The organism is Haemophilus sp. C1 (assembly GCF_001276515.1).
Taxonomy (GTDB): domain Bacteria; phylum Pseudomonadota; class Gammaproteobacteria; order Enterobacterales; family Pasteurellaceae; genus Haemophilus.
The window spans coordinates 46,799-62,573 of sequence record NZ_LDVZ01000011.1 but is presented as its reverse complement, the minus strand read 5'-3'; the positions used below and the strand labels follow the sequence as shown (position 1 = coordinate 62,573).

The window sequence follows — 15,775 nt, the reverse complement described above, 5'->3', positions numbered from 1 at the left end:
CAACCAACCAACCAACCAACCAACCAACCAACCAACCAACCAACCAACCAACCAAAATAATAAAACCGTTGCGGTAGTTACTTCAACAATTGGTCGTCCAGAATTAGCTTTTGCTATTAAAAGCGTACAAAATCAGACTTATCCATGTAAGCATTATGTATTTGTCGATGGCAATATTTTCTGGGATAAGGCTAAATCTATATTAGAACAATTCCCTGATGTAATTCCTATTTACTTACCAATGAATACAGGAAAAAACGGAATTCTTAACGGTGCAATTAACGCTGCAGCTGCTTTTATTGTAGAAGAAGATATTATTTGTTATTTCGATGATGACAATCAGCTACGAGATGATCACGTGAAAAGCTTAGTAAATGTGATTGAACAAGGTGCTGATTTTGCTTATTCCTTACGCTCTTTTTACGATTCAAATCATCAATTTATTTGCCATGATGATTTTGAATCTCTAGGAAATTGGAATACAAAAAGCGATATTTTCGTAGATGTTAAAATAGAAGATATTCAGCAACAAATACATTTTAATTTTAACGGAATCAATGCTCATATCGATACCAATTGTTATGCTGTGCCTCGCGAAATAGCGCAGAAAGCTGCACATGGTTGGCATACTCCATCTATCGGTGATCGAGGATTTTTGTCTGCTTTAAAAAATTTGGGGTTAATGGGACAAACCTCAGGAAAATATACCGTAAAATACACGGTTGATTTTAATAAAATGATAGCAGTTCGTCGTTTCTTCCCTCAATTAACACTCTCAGATGAAATTAATGATCATATTTCTGCCGGCATATTAAAGCTAATTAATCAACAAAATATTGAATATTACGAAGGTCGCCCTTGGGCAAAGGAATAAAAATAAACATTTTTCATCAAAAAACATAAAAAATATTAATTCAGGCTTGACTTATTTCTCTTGTACTAGTTTAATAGTACAAAAATTTTCTAAAGGATATCAATATGCAAACTCAAGCCTTTATTGCGGTGACAGCTCAACCCGTTCCTTATTATGCTGACACTACTGCTATTTTTAATACACTTTGCCAACCTAATTCAAATTTTCTTCTACTCGACTCTGCCGAAATCGGGAGTAAAAACAGCTTACAAAGCCTTATCTTAGTCAATGCGGCGGTTAAAATAACGTGCTTAGGTCACAACGTCACATTTAAAGCATTGAATGAGAATGGAAAACAAGTTTTAAAAGAAATTCATCCAAAATTGACCGCACTTGGAAAAATAAGTGCGGTTAATTTTGATGATGAATTTTCCGTACAATTTTCGCCACTTGATAATCAACTCGATGAAGATAGCAAATTACAATCTGCCACTATTTTTGATGGACTGCGTGTTGTTTCTACTCTTTATCAACATAGCCAAACGGCTATTTTCTTAGGTGGATTGTTTGCTTACGATCTCGTCGCAAATTTTATTCCAATGGATGGCATTACATTGCAAAATGATGGTATCAACTGCCCTGATTACAGTTTCTATCTTGCCGATCACCTCATTACTATCGACCATCAAAATCAACAAGCAACACTCAAAAGTTTCTGTTTTGCTCAAGAAGAACAAGTCAATATTGCGAAAACCTCGCTTTCTATCGCACAAAAACTAAAAAATATTGATAACGTTCTTTCTATTAAAGCGGCAAGTGATGAAGTTAAAACAAACTTTGACGATCCTGAATTTACCGGCATCGTGAAAGCCTTAAAGCACCATATTAACATTGGTGATGTTTTCCAAATTGTGCCTTCTCGCCGTTTCTCCCTTGCTTGCCCGAATACATTAGCCAGTTACGCTCAACTCAAACAAAATAATCCAAGCCCTTATATGTTCTATATGAATGATGAAGACTTTATTTTGTTTGGTGCATCGCCAGAAAGTGCGCTGAAATATGCGCCAGAAAATCGTCAGTTAGAAATTTACCCAATCGCAGGTTCACGCCCTCGTGGTTTTGATGCTCACGGCAACATTGATCCTGAATTAGATGCACGTTTAGAACTGGAACTTCGCCTTGATCATAAAGAACAAGCGGAACATTTAATGTTAGTTGATTTAGCGCGTAATGATATTGCTCGAGTTTGCCAAAGCGGTACCCGTAAAGTCGCTGAATTAATGCAGGTAGATCGCTATTCTCACATCATGCATTTGGTCTCTCGCGTAGTGGGTAAATTACGCCCTGAGTTAGATGCACTTCACGCCTATCAAGCCTGTATGAATATGGGCACATTAACTGGTGCACCAAAAATCAAGGCAATGCAGCTTATTTATCAATTTGAGCAACAAAAACGCCATAGTTACGGTGGTGCGGTGGGCTATCTTACCTCTGATGGTCATTTTGATACCTGTATCGTGATCCGTTCTGCTTTCGTACAAAATGGGATAGCCCATGTACAAGCAGGTTGCGGCGAAGTATTGGATTCTGATCCACAAATGGAAGCCGATGAAACACGCCATAAAGCCGCGGCTGTCTTAAAAGCAATTCGTCAAGTTAATACACAAGCAAAATAAGGAAGAATTTTATGGCTAATATTTTATTTTTAGATAACTTCGATTCCTTCACTTACAACCTTGTGGATCAATTCCGTGTGTTGGGTCACAACGTCACAATTTACCGCAATGATTGTGATTTAGAAAAACTGGTAGAAACCGCACTCAATACACCTGACACCATTCTTGCACTTTCTCCCGGTCCAGGAACACCATCAGAAGCGGGGATTTTGCTGCCATTGATCGAACGCTTAAAAAATCAAGTGCCGATTATTGGAATTTGTTTAGGTCATCAAGCATTGATTCAAGCCTTCGGAGGTAAGGTTGTTCACGCTGGCGAAGTATTGCATGGTAAAGTTTCTCGTATATCTCATGATAACGAAGCCATGTTTAAAGATCTTGCTAATCCAATGCCTGTGGCGCGTTATCATTCTTTAATGGGACAAGATTTACCAAAAGAATTTATCGTCAATGCGGAATATAATGGCATTATCATGGCAATTCGTCATCGCGATTTACCTATTTGCTCATTCCAATTTCACCCTGAAAGTATTTTAACTGTGCAAGGTTCGCAATTATTACAACAATCAATTGAATGGTTGTTAAATAGATAAGACATTAAAAAGTGCGGTGATTTTTAACCGCACTTTAAAGGAGAAAAAATGATCACCGTATTCGGACTTAAATCCAAACTCGCACCACGTCGTGAGCAACTGGCAGAAGTAATTTATAACAGCCTCTACCTTGGCTTAGATATTCCGAAAGGTAAACACGCGATTCGCTTTTTGTGTTTAGAAAAAGAAGATTTTTACTACCCTTTTGATCGTAGCGATGATTACACAGTCATCGAAATTAACCTGATGGCTGGTCGTATGGAAGGCACGAAAAAACGCTTGATAAAAATGCTATTTAGCGAATTGGAGTATAAGCTCGGCATCCGTGCTCACGATGTGGAAATTACAATTAAAGAACAATCTGCGCATTGCTGGGGTTTCCGCGGAATGACAGGCGATGAGGCGCGCGATTTAGATTACGATATTTATGTTTAATAAAATATAGAAAATTAGCAAATCCATATACAAAGAAAAACAGGAATAGACTATGCAACACAACCAATTATTAGAACAACTTTATAGCGGACATTCACTTTCAACCTCAGAAAGCACCGTACTTTTTAATGCAGTCATCCAAGGTGAGCTTTCCAATGAACAAATTGCTGCAATGCTTATCGCTTTAAAAGTGCGGGGAGCAAATACTGAGGAAATTACGGGGGCGGTTGCCGCCTCATTACAAAATGCCAAAGCATTCCCACATCCAAATTATTCTTTTGCGGATATTGTAGGAACAGGTGGTGATGGGCAAAACACCATTAATATTTCCACCGCCAGTGCGATTGTGGCAGCATCAATGGGAGCCAAAGTAGCAAAACATGGCAATCGAAGCGTGTCAAGTAAATCAGGTGCTAGCGATGTATTAACCGCACTTGGCGTGAATGTGAACGTCACACCAGCGCAAGCTCGACAAGCATTAGATGAAATTAGTGTCTGCTTTTTATTTGCTCAACAATATCATTCTGGTTTCCGCCATGTTGCGCCAGTCCGTGCAGCTTTAAAAACGCGTACTATCTTTAATATTTTAGGGCCGCTTATCAATCCTGCTCGCCCGACTTATCATTTACTTGGCGTATATGCGCCTGAATTAGTAAAAACCTATGCTGAAACCGCAGTTGCCTTAGAACATCAACATTCCTTTGTTGTACATGGTTCTGGCTTAGATGAAGTCGCATTACACGGCGAAACACAAGTGGCAGAAATTAAAAATAGCAAAATTGAATATTTCACTTTAACGCCTGAAGATTTTGGCTTAAAAACACAATCCCTAGAAAGCCTTCGCGGCGGCGAACCACAAGAAAATGCTCAGTATCTGACCGCACTTTTACAAGGTAAAGGAAAGGCTGAACACGCTAATGCGGTGGCGGCAAACACGGCATTATTATTGAAATTATTCGGGCATGATGACTTAAAACAAAATGTGCAAAATGTATTGGCGCATCTTGCATCAGGTAAGGCCTTTGAAACATTACAGAAATTAACCACATATTAATAAAAAGCTAATTTGATACGCCACAATAAGAAGAAAAATGATGATCACTCAAGATTTTACCAAACCCATTGATTCTGCTACAGTGCTACAAAAAATTGTGCTTGATAAAGCACAATGGATTAAAGAAAAGGAAACTGAATTTCCGCTTTCACAATTTAAAGAAAAGATTCAACAATCTGACCGCTCTTTTTATGCAGCGTTAGCAAAAGGCACGCATCAAAAGCCCGCCTATATTTTGGAATGTAAAAAAGCCTCCCCTTCCAAGGGATTAATTCGTGCTGAATTTAATTTAGAAGAAATCGCCAATGTCTATAAACATTATGCCTCTGCTGTATCTGTTCTGACAGATGAAAAATATTTCCAAGGTAATTTTGAGTTCTTGCCTTTAGTTCGCGGTATCGTGAGCCAACCTGTGCTTTGCAAAGATTTTATGATTAGCGAATATCAAGTTTACCTTGCTCGCTACTATCAAGCGGATGCGATTTTATTAATGCTTTCTGTGGTAAACGATGAGACTTATCGTGTACTGGCAGATCTTGCACATTCTCTTGGTATGGGCGTATTGACTGAAACCAGCAATGAAGAAGAATTTGAACGCGCCCTTGCACTTGGTGCAAAAATTATTGGTGTTAATAATCGTAACTTACATGATTTGACAGTGGATTTAAATCGTGTTGTTGAACTCACCGAAAAATATGCTGACCGTATCCCTGCTGATGTACGTATTATTAGCGAATCAGGCATTTACAATCACAAGCAAATTCGTCAATTACAAAAAGTGGCGCATGGTTTCTTAATTGGGAGCAGCTTAATGGGCAACCAAGATTTGAATAATGCGGTTCGCTCGGTGATTTTTGGAGAAAATAAAGTATGCGGTTTAACGCGCGTGCAAGATGTCAAAATCGTTTATGAAAACGGTGCACTTTACGGTGGATTAATCTTCGTAGAACATTCAAAACGTTGTGTGAGTTTACGCCAAGCACAAGAATTGGTAACTACTGTCCCACTTCGATTTGTTGGTGTATTTCAGAATCAAGAAATTGATTTCATCGCCAAAATAGCGAGCCAGTTACAGCTTTATGCGGTGCAATTACACGGTGCAGAAACTGAAGCATTTATTACCGCACTTCGCCAACAACTACCAGAAAACACGCAAATCTGGAAAGCGATTTCTGTCAATACTGAAACCCAAAGTGCGGTCGATTTTACTGATGATTTGAATGTGGATCGTTATATTTTTGATAGTCAAACAGAGAAACAACAAGGTGGCACGGGTAAAATCTTTGATTGGTCATTAATTCCTGAAAATCTTAAACACAAGATTATTTTAGCCGGAGGCATCTCGCCAAATAATGTAGAACAAGCCATTCAGCAAAACTGCTTAGGCTTGGATCTTAATTCAGGAGTAGAAAGTTCCGCGGGTGTAAAAGATCAAGAAAAAGTGCGGTTAGTTTTTGAAAAAATTTGTTCTTAATCCAATCTAAGGCTGTGTTCTACAGCCTTTATTTTTGTTCTTTTTCAATCAAATAAGAACTCCTCTCAAATACAATAACATTCCGTTCACAATTTGGACATACTTCTGTTATAAATTCTTCATTTTTTGATTCTAGTCAAATTATTTTTGATAAAAACATTTATCATTGCGCAATTTCCACAATAAATGTGTGTCTTTGGAGTGATACTATGAATAATCCGGATGGCGTTTTTTCTGCGTTGGCAGATGTTTCTCGCCGAGATTTTATGAAATTATGTACCGCACTTGCGGCTACAATGGGGCTAAATTCTAAAGCTGGCGCAGAAATGACGGCAGCAATGACCAGTCCAGCACGCCCACCAGTGCTTTGGATTGGCGCACAAGAATGTACTGGCTGTACCGAATCTTTACTGCGTGCAACCCACCCAACTGTTGAAAATCTCGTGCTCGATTTAATTTCTCTTGAATATCATGAGGTACTTTCTGCTGCATTTGGTGAACAAGCGGAAGAAAATAAACATAATGCTATCCATAACTATTACGGCAAATATGTGCTTGTAGTGGATGGTTCCATTCCAATTAAAGACGGCGGTGTGTACTGCATGGTGGCAGGCAAACCAATTGTGGAACATATTCGTGAAGCCGCAAAAGGTGCCGCAGCTATTATTGCGATTGGATCTTGCTCATCTTGGGGCGGTGTTCCATCTTGCGGTGGCAACCCAACAGGTGCGGTCAGTCTTTCTGAAGTTTTACCAAAAGGCACTCCAATTATTAACATTCCTGGTTGCCCTCCTAACCCACATAATTTCTTAGCAACCGTTGCCTATATCATCACTTATAAAAAATTACCAGCAATGGATAAATTAAATCGTCCATTGTTTGCTTATGACCGTCTAATTCATGAAAACTGTTATCGCCGACCGCACTTTGATGCAGGCCGTTTTGCAAAAGAATTTGGCGATTATGGTCATCGTCATGGCTGGTGTTTATATCATTTAGGTTGTAAAGGACCAGAAACTTACGGCAACTGCTCGACACTAGAATTCTGTGATGTTGGTGGTAATAACTGGCCTGTGGGTATCGGACATCCTTGCTATGGCTGTAACGATCAAGGTATCGGTTTTACCAAAGGCATTTTCCAATTAGCGAACGTCGAAAATCCAACACCACGGGTGGAAAAACCAGATGTGAACAATGTTGAAGGCGAAGGTGCCTCAATGACGGCGATTGGCTTATTAGGCGGAGCTGCAGCCATTTTAGCGGGTGTCAGCGTTGTAACATTGAAAGAATTGAGCAAACAACATAAAGCGAACAAAGCAGCAGAAAATCAAGCCAATCAAGATCAAGGACACTAAAGATGGATAGACGAAATTTCCTTAAAGCAGGTCTGCTGGGAACTGTCACATCAGGTCTGCCCGTTGCAAAAGCCGAAGCGGTGGAAAATCTTCCGCCAATTCCTGGCGCACTTGGAATGCTTTATGATTCCACACTTTGTGTTGGCTGTCAGGCTTGTGTCGCAGAATGTCAGCAAGTGAACAAAACACCTGTTAATCCAAAAGGTGAGCAAACTTGGGCAAACAACGACAAACTCACGCCGTTCACACGCAATGTGATTCAAGTATGGAGCGATGGCGACGGCAAAAATAAAGATAAAACCGAAAACGGTTATGCTTATGTTAAAAAACAATGCATGCACTGTGTTGATCCAAACTGTGTTTCTGTTTGTCCGGTACAGGCTTTAACCAAAGATCCTAAAACTGGTATTGTTAAATATGATCCTGATATTTGTACTGGTTGTCGTTATTGCATGGTGGGCTGTCCGTTTGACGTGCCAAAATATGATTACGACAATCCATTTGGTCAAATCAGCAAATGTGAACTTTGCAACCAAAAAGGTGTGGAACGCTTAGATAAAGGTGAATTACCAGGGTGTTGTCATGTTTGTCCAACTGGGGCAATTATTTTTGGTACCCGTGAAGAACTTTTAGCGGAAGCAAAACGTCGTTTAAGTTTATTACGTGGCACCGAATATGACTATCCTCGCCAACATGTAAACAGCAAAGACACTTATCGCGCAACGGTGCCAGCCTATCAATATCGTATTTACGGTGAAAAAGAAGGTGGCGGTACACAAGTATTAGTGTTAAGTGCAGTTCCACAAGAAAATTTAGGTTTCCCTGAGTTAGATGATATTGCTACAGGTGCACGCGCAGCGCATTTACAACACTTCTTGTATCGCGGTTTGGCATTGCCACTGGTGGCATTAGCTGGTTTAACAATGATGACTTATAAGAATATGCACGGCGATAAGATTCGTGAACGAATTGAAGCGCAAAAAGAAGCAATGCGCCAAGCGCGTAAAGAAATGGAAGAAGCGGAGAATGAACATCATGGGTAATCCACGTCCAGTGGGCGGTCGATTAGTTTCCGCCAGTATTCTCTTTTTTGCACCTTTGGCTGTAATTTGTATCTTATTAATTATCAAACGTTTGTTCTTAGGTATCGGTTCCGTCACCGCACTTAACGGCGGTTATCCTTGGGGATTATGGATTTCCTTTGACTTACTTGTAGGTACAGGTTTTGCCTGTGGTGGTTGGGCATTAGCTTGGACAGTATATATTTTCAACAAAGGGAAATATCACCCTCTTGTGCGTCCCGCATTGCTTGCCAGCTTATTCGGCTATTCATTAGGTGGTCTTTCCATCACTATTGATATGGGACGTTACTGGCACTTGCCTTACTTCTATATTCCAGGTCAATTCAATACAAACTCGGTGTTATTTGAAACTGCATTTTGTATGACGATTTACATCATTGTGGTCACCCTTGAATTTGCGCCAGTTTGGCTCGGGTTCTTAGGATTGAAAAAATGGTTTAATAAGCTCAACAAAATTATGTTCTTTGTCATCGCACTTGGCGCACTATTGCCGATGATGCACCAATCATCTATGGGATCATTAATGATCGCCGCAGGTCATAAAGTGCATCAAGTATGGCAAAGCTATGAGGCATTACCAATCTTATCCTTACTCACTGCATTTATTATGGGCTTTTCTATCGTCATTTTTGAAGGTTGTTTAGTGCGCGCAGGTTTAGCAGGAAAAACACCAGATGAGCGTTCACTCTTTACCCAACTTGCAAAAGTGACCGCTGGATTAATCGCACTTTTCCTTGTAGTACGCTTTGGCGAGTTGATTTACCATGACAAACTCCATTATGTATTCGGATTCGATAAACTTGGTAAATTTGAAGCTTGGATGTTTTGGATGGAAGTATGGTTAATGACATTGCCATTACTCACTTTATTCCTTGGTGAGAAAAAATCTGATTCACGTTGGCTATTTATTTCAGCCTTGAGCATGTTACTCGGCGCAGCCCTATGGCGTTTAAATTATTCAATGATTATGTACGATCCAGGTAATGGCTATCGTTACTTCCCATCAGCAGAAGAATTGCTAATTTCTATTGGTTTCGTTTCCATCGAAATTTGCGCCTATATTTTAATAATTCGTCTATTCCCTGTCTTACCTGTTTTGAAAGAAAAATATCATGAAGACTCGGAACAAATTATTGCCGAAAAAGCACAATTCAGTAAAAAAATGAGCGGAGCAGAATAATGACTGAAAAAAAACGTATCTCAATCGACCCTATCACTCGCATTGAAGGCCATTTGCGTATCGATTGCGAAATTGAAAATGGCGTAGTTACAAACGCTTGGTCATCAGGCACAATGTGGCGTGGTATGGAAAATATCGTGAAAGGTTCAGATCCGCGTGATGCTTGGATGATTATGCAACGTATTTGTGGCGTTTGTACAACTGTTCACGCCATTATAAGTGTGCGTGCAGTGGAAGATGCTCTCGGTGCCAAAGTGCCAGTAAATGCACAATATATCCGCAATATGATTCTTTCTGCTCATAGCATGCACGACCATATCGTTCATTTTTATCAACTTTCTGCGATGGACTGGGTGGATATCACTGCGGCACTGAACGCCGATCCCGATAAAGCTGCTGAAATGCTTAAAGGTGTTTCAACATGGGGATTAAATAGTGCAAATGAATTCCGCAACGTCCAAAATAAAATCAAATCTTTAGTTGAAAGCGGTCAGCTTGGTATTTTTGCAAATGGCTATTTCGGTCACCCTGCAATGAAATTACCGCCAGAAGTAAACCTAATCGCGGTGGCTCACTACTTACAAGCACTTGAATGTCAGCGTGATTGTAACCGTATTGTGGCATTACTCGGCGGAAAAACACCGCACATTCAAAACTTAGCAATTGGTGGCGTAGCAAATCCAATCAACTTAGACTCTCAATCAGTATTAAACTTAGAACGTTTAATGTTTGTAAAATCCTGTATTGATCGTTTAAATGACTTTGTTACCCAAGTTTATCGTGTTGATGCAGCTATCATTGCGGCTTATTACCCAGAATGGCTCAATCTTGGTAAAACATCAGGTAACTACCTTTCTGTGCCTGAATATCCAATTGACGGAGATAATTCTAAATTTGCTTTAACGGGTGGCTATATTGAAAACTTCGATATGTCGACCTTCCGTCCAATTACCCAACAAAAAGATGAATTTGTTGTAAAAGGCATTAAAGAAAGTGGTAAACACGCTTGGTATGAAGACGATGAACCGCTTGAACCTTGGGCTGGTTTAACACGTCCAAAATATACAGGCTGGCAAGATGAAGGAAAATATTCATGGGTTAAAGCGCCAAGTTTCTACGGAAAAGTTGTTGAAGTGGGCCCTCTTGCTTATTTAATGTGTAACTTAGCCAATGAAAATAAAGATACATTACATCACTTTAACCATATTAAAGGGTTGTATGAAGAACTAAGCGGTAATACCTTATCTGTTGATCATTTACATTCAACCTTAGGGCGTATTATTGCTCGTACCGTACATTGTTGCGTGCTAAATAATATTCTTGAACAACAATGGAAACTACTTGTTGATAATATTGGCACTGGCGATACTGTTGCTTATCTCAAAACAGACATTCCACAAACAGGTGAGTTTAAAGGTGTTGGTTTTGGTGAAGTACCTCGTGGTATGCTCTCTCACTGGGTTGTTGTTAAAAATGGCAAAATCGAAAATTATCAAGCTGTTGTCCCATCGACTTGGAATGCAGGCCCTCGTAACCAAAATGATGAAATGGGGCCTTATGAGCTTTCCATCATCGGTACACCTGTGGCAGATCCAACAAAACCATTAGAAGTTGTACGCACCATCCACTCTTTCGACCCTTGCATGTCATGCGCAGTGCATGTTGTGAACACAGAAAATGGTGAAGTCACACAAGTGAAGGTGCTCTAATGAAGCCATTAATCTTAGGCGTTGGTAATATTTTACTCGGCGATGAAGGCGTGGGCGTACGAATCGCCCAAGCCCTAGAAAATCGCTTTGAAATTTTACCGCACTTTGACGTGGTTGACGGTGGCGCTTGTGGCATGGAATTACTAGATGAAATGGCAAATCGTGAGCATATCATCATCATCGATGCCGTACTTGCCAATAAACAGCCAGGAGAAATCATTGTGCTTCATGATGAGCAAGTGCCAGTATTTTTCTCGCGTAAAATTTCACCACATCAACTTGGTATTTGTGATGTGCTTTCTGCGTTAAAATTAACGGATGAATTCCCTAAAAACCTATGTTTAATTGGGATTCAACCAGAAACTTTTGAGCCGCAGATTGCATTAAGTGAAACAATTCAAAAACAATTTCCAGAAATTTTTAAAACATTAGAAAACGTTTTAAAAGAGTATGGACTTCACGTTCAAATGTAGATGAGAAATAACACATTTCACGCACGCCATATTTGCTCTTATGGTATGCTTGAATTGTTGAAATTCAACTCGCTATAAATTTTAATAATTATGTATCGACACGAAAAAACACCAGAAAATACCACCGCACTTGAAGGAGTTATTCAAGGCTTCTCCGAAGAGCCATCTTCAATCTTCCAAAACGAAATGCGAAAAGTTGCAGAAGAAATGAAAGATCTTCCTTTCTATCGAAAAAGTATCGACTGTTATTGTCCTAAATTTGTACTTTTTGAAAACCAATGGATAGGTACAGTTGTGACACCTTGGATGTTAAGTATTGTCATTTTGCCAGGCAAAGATCAAGAATGGGAACCGCGTGAAATTGGAGATAAACTTTCAGTGCAACTGCCCTATAAAACCTTCACCTTCACAGTGAGTAGTTTAGAAAATATTCCACAATATCTTAGTTGCTCCCTTCATTCTCCGATTGCTCCTGCAATGACAAATACTCAAGCAGCTCAACTCGCGCAAGATTGCCTCAGAATGATTTTATCTATGCCAACAAAAGCAACAACTTTTGATCCAGATCGACGTAATTTATTCCGCGCGATAGTAAAATAGACACAAATTTCAATAGGAGTGAAAGTATTATGTGTTTAGGTGTTCCAGGCCAAATTGTTAAGATTGGCGAAAGCGCTCTTCAACTTGCCACCGTGGATGTATGTGGCGTACAACGTGATGTGAATATTTCTCTAGTCTGCAGTGGAGATCCTGTCGATTTACTTGGCAAATGGGTTCTCGTTCATGTTGGCTTTGCAATGAGTATTATTGATGAAGATGAAGCCAAGAAAACCCAAGAAGCCCTACTCGCCATGAGTCAACTAGAACACGAAGTTGGGGATTTTTTAGGATTAAATCAAAAATAAAAAGTAGGCATAATGCCTACTTTTTATATTTAGCTATAACCCCTCAATCGCTTTATACTGCTCTTGGATTTTTTCTAATCCAGATTGGTATTCCGCTTGTTTTTCGCGTTCTTTCGCAATCACTGCTTCAGGTGCTTTAGCCACGAAAGCTTCATTGCTGAGTTTGTTCTCGATACGTTTAACTTCGTTTTGATATTTTTCAATCTCTTTGGTTAAACGCACAAGCTCTGCTTCTTTATTGATAAAGCCAGCCATTGGCACGAGTAATTCAGCATTGCCAACGAGTTTCGCTACCGCAAGCGGTGCGGTTTCATTTGCAGCTAATACTTGAACGTTGTCTAATTTCGCCATGGCTTTTAAAAGAGCGGTCTGTTTTTCGAGAATTTTTGCGTTTTCTGCGCTTAAATTACGGAATAGCAGATCTAAGCCTTTGCTTGGTGCGATGTTGCTTTCTGCACGAATATTACGTACCGCAACGATCACTTCTTTTAACCACTCAATTTCAGCTTCTGCTTCTAGATCAAAGCCGTTCTCTTCCACTTGTGGGAAAGGTTGCAACATAATGCTGTCAGCCGTAATGCCGACAAATCCTTTCACTTTTTGCCAAATTTCTTCGGTAATAAATGGAATGAGCGGATGTGCTAAACGTAATAATTTTTCTAATATGTGAACCAAAGTTTGGCTTGCTGCACGAATTTGTGCTGCATTACCGTTTGCAAATACTGGTTTGGTAAGCTCTAAATACCAGTCACAGAATTGGTTCCAAGTAAATTCATAAATCGCATTGGCACAAAGGTCAAAACGATATTGGCTTAATGAATTACGGAAAGTTTCTACTGTGCGATTGAATTCCGATTGAATCCAACGATCGGCTAATGAAAACTCGATCTCGCCTTCACTTAAATCTAACTTGTCATTCGTTAATACGAAACGGCTTGCATTCCACAATTTATTACAGAAGTTACGGTAGCCTTCTAAACGTTTCATATCCCAGTTGATATCACGACCATTTGAAGCCAACGCCGCTAATGTAAAACGCAATGCGTCTGTACCGTGAGCAGCAATGCCGTCCGCAAATTCTTTACGGGTTGCTTTGGCAATTTTCTCTGCTAATTGCGGCTGCATCATGTTGCCAGTGCGTTTTTCAAGTAAATCTTCAAGGCTGATACCATCAATCATATCGATTGGGTCAAGCACGTTACCTTTTGATTTCGACATTTTTTGACCTTGCTCATCACGGATCAAGCCTGTTACATACACAGTTTTAAATGGCACTTGTGGTTTGCCGTTTTCATCTTTCACAAAGTGCATCGTAAACATAATCATACGTGCAACCCAGAAGAAGATGATATCAAAGCCAGTGATTAACACATCCGTTGGATGGAACATTTTGAGCTCTTTAGTTTGCTCTGGCCAACCTAAGGTAGAGAACGTCCATAAGCCTGATGAGAACCACGTGTCTAACACGTCTTCATCTTGTTTGAGTTCAACCGCAAAATCTAAGTTGTATTTTGACCGCACTTCTTCTTCATTGCGTGCAACATACACGTTACCTTCCGCGTCATACCACGCTGGAATGCGGTGTCCCCACCAAAGTTGGCGGGAAATACACCAATCTTGAATATCACGCATCCAAGAGAAGTAAAGATTTTCATATTGTTTTGGCACGAATTGGATTTCGCCGTCTTCCACCGCTTTAATCGCCACATCAGCAAGCGGTTTCACGCTTACATACCATTGGTCGGTTAACATCGGCTCAATCGGTACACCGCCACGGTCGCCATAAGGCACTTTAAGATCGTGTGGTTTGATTTCGTCTAATAAACCTAGCGCTTCAAAATCTGCCACGATTTTCTTACGGGCAGCGAAACGCTCTAAACCACGGAAATCAGCAGGAATAGTCGCTTCATAGCCGGCAAGCGGTTTGCCATCGGTACCGATAATTTCCGCTTCATCACGAATATCTGCATTTAAGGTTAAGACATTAACCATCGGCAAGCTGTGACGTTTACCCACTTCATAGTCGTTGAAGTCATGGGCAGGCGTGATTTTCACCACACCGGTACCGAATTCACGATCTACATATTCATCGGCAATAATCGGAATTTCACGGTTTGCCAATGGCAGAACCACCGTTTTTCCGATTAAAGATTGATAACGCTCATCTTCCGGATGCACCGCCACCGCCGTATCACCTAACATGGTTTCTGGACGCGTGGTTGCCACCACTAAATAATCTTTACCATCTGCCGTTTTTGCACCGTTTGCTAACGGATAGCGGAAATGCCAAAGAGAACCTTTGCTCTCTTTATTTTCCACTTCTAAATCAGAAATTGCGGTATGAAGTTTTGGATCCCAGTTTACTAAACGTTTACCACGGTAAATCAAACCTTCTTCGTGCAAACGAACAAACACTTCTTTTACCGCGTTAGATAAACCATCATCCATAGTGAAACGCTCACGTTCCCAGTCGATAGAGTTACCTAAACGACGCATTTGCTGGCTGATTGTGCCCCCTGAATAGGCTTTCCAATCCCAAATTTTGTTGATGAACGATTCGCGGCCATAATCATGACGAGTTTTGCCTTCTTCTGCAGCAATTTTACGCTCTACCACCATTTGGGTCGCAATACCCGCGTGGTCTGTTCCCGCTTGCCATAAGGTGTTATGCCCTTCCATACGGTTAAAACGGATTAAGGTATCCATTAAAGTTTGTTGGAAAGCGTGCCCCATGTGTAGGGAACCCGTTACGTTCGGTGGTGGAATTGCAATGCAATAGCTCGGCGCGTTTTCATTTTCAGACGGTTTAAAGTAACCGCTCTCTTCCCAATGTTGATAAAGGGCTTGTTCTACCGCAGACGGATTAAAACGGTCTGCCATTTCGAATTTTTGTGTCATTGTTGTTTCTTCTTTGTTATTTAAATCGTAAATTTGATAAATATCATTTATGTGATTATCGAGGTATGATCTCATATTTTTGCTAATC

The 15,775-nt window shown here is 40.2% G+C and carries 14 protein-coding genes; 13 read left to right on the top strand and 1 reads right to left on the bottom strand.

Annotated elements, in window-relative coordinates; genetic code table 11:
- Positions 1–88 precede the first annotated feature (88 nt).
- From ABW51_RS05795 to hybG, 13 genes are all read left to right on the top strand, one after another.
- Complete coding sequence (locus ABW51_RS05795; RefSeq protein ID WP_082318398.1) at positions 89–874, top strand: glycosyltransferase family 2 protein; 786 nt, start codon at positions 89–91, stop codon at positions 872–874.
- 104 nt (positions 875–978) lie between these two features.
- Positions 979–2,529 (top strand): anthranilate synthase component I, encoded by a 1,551-nt coding sequence (trpE, locus tag ABW51_RS05790; RefSeq protein WP_053465948.1) that lies wholly within the window; start codon positions 979–981, stop codon positions 2,527–2,529.
- Positions 2,530–2,540: 11 nt separating this feature from the next.
- Positions 2,541–3,122, top strand: a complete 582-nt coding sequence (locus tag ABW51_RS05785) for an aminodeoxychorismate/anthranilate synthase component II (protein ID WP_053465947.1) — start codon at positions 2,541–2,543, stop codon at positions 3,120–3,122.
- 48 nt (positions 3,123–3,170) lie between these two features.
- On the top strand, positions 3,171–3,557 hold the full coding sequence (locus ABW51_RS05780; RefSeq protein ID WP_053465946.1) for a tautomerase family protein: 387 nt from the start codon (positions 3,171–3,173) through the stop codon (positions 3,555–3,557).
- 52 nt (positions 3,558–3,609) lie between these two features.
- A complete protein-coding gene (gene trpD, locus ABW51_RS05775; RefSeq protein ID WP_053465945.1) occupies positions 3,610–4,611 on the top strand; it encodes an anthranilate phosphoribosyltransferase in 1,002 nt (333 codons plus the stop codon).
- Positions 4,612–4,651: 40 nt separating this feature from the next.
- On the top strand, positions 4,652–6,085 hold the full coding sequence (trpCF, locus tag ABW51_RS05770; RefSeq protein ID WP_053465950.1) for a bifunctional indole-3-glycerol-phosphate synthase TrpC/phosphoribosylanthranilate isomerase TrpF: 1,434 nt from the start codon (positions 4,652–4,654) through the stop codon (positions 6,083–6,085).
- 209 nt (positions 6,086–6,294) lie between these two features.
- The gene (gene hybO / locus ABW51_RS05765; protein ID WP_053465944.1) at positions 6,295–7,440 is read left to right on the top strand and encodes a hydrogenase 2 small subunit; all 1,146 of its coding nucleotides are present in this window, start codon (positions 6,295–6,297) and stop codon (positions 7,438–7,440) included.
- A 2-nt stretch (positions 7,441–7,442) separates the two neighbouring features.
- Positions 7,443–8,483 carry a hydrogenase 2 operon protein HybA gene (gene hybA / locus ABW51_RS05760; RefSeq protein ID WP_053465943.1) on the top strand — a complete coding sequence of 347 codons (1,041 nt, stop codon included), beginning with the start codon at positions 7,443–7,445 and terminating at the stop codon, positions 8,481–8,483.
- A complete protein-coding gene (hybB, locus tag ABW51_RS05755; protein WP_053465942.1) occupies positions 8,476–9,702 on the top strand; it encodes a Ni/Fe-hydrogenase cytochrome b subunit in 1,227 nt (408 codons plus the stop codon). The genes hybA and hybB overlap by 8 nt, the downstream gene beginning before the upstream one ends.
- Entirely contained in the window at positions 9,702–11,411 is a 1,710-nt protein-coding gene (gene hybC / locus ABW51_RS05750; RefSeq protein ID WP_053465941.1) for a hydrogenase 2 large subunit, read from the top strand. Before hybB ends, hybC begins: the two co-directional genes overlap by 1 nt.
- The gene (locus ABW51_RS05745) at positions 11,411–11,884 is read left to right on the top strand and encodes a HyaD/HybD family hydrogenase maturation endopeptidase (protein WP_053465940.1); all 474 of its coding nucleotides are present in this window, start codon (positions 11,411–11,413) and stop codon (positions 11,882–11,884) included. Before hybC ends, ABW51_RS05745 begins: the two co-directional genes overlap by 1 nt.
- A 90-nt stretch (positions 11,885–11,974) precedes the next feature.
- Positions 11,975–12,484, top strand: coding sequence for a hydrogenase-2 assembly chaperone (gene hybE / locus ABW51_RS05740; protein WP_053465939.1), 510 nt, complete (start codon positions 11,975–11,977; stop codon positions 12,482–12,484).
- Positions 12,485–12,513: 29 nt separating this feature from the next.
- The gene (gene hybG, locus ABW51_RS05735) at positions 12,514–12,789 is read left to right on the top strand and encodes a hydrogenase maturation factor HybG (protein WP_053465938.1); all 276 of its coding nucleotides are present in this window, start codon (positions 12,514–12,516) and stop codon (positions 12,787–12,789) included.
- Positions 12,790–12,822: 33 nt separating this feature from the next.
- Here the strand turns inward: hybG and valS are convergent, their stop codons facing one another.
- Complete coding sequence (valS, locus tag ABW51_RS05730) at positions 12,823–15,687, bottom strand: valine--tRNA ligase (RefSeq protein WP_053465937.1); 2,865 nt, start codon at positions 15,685–15,687, stop codon at positions 12,823–12,825.
- Between the last annotated feature and the right edge of the window lie 88 nt (positions 15,688–15,775).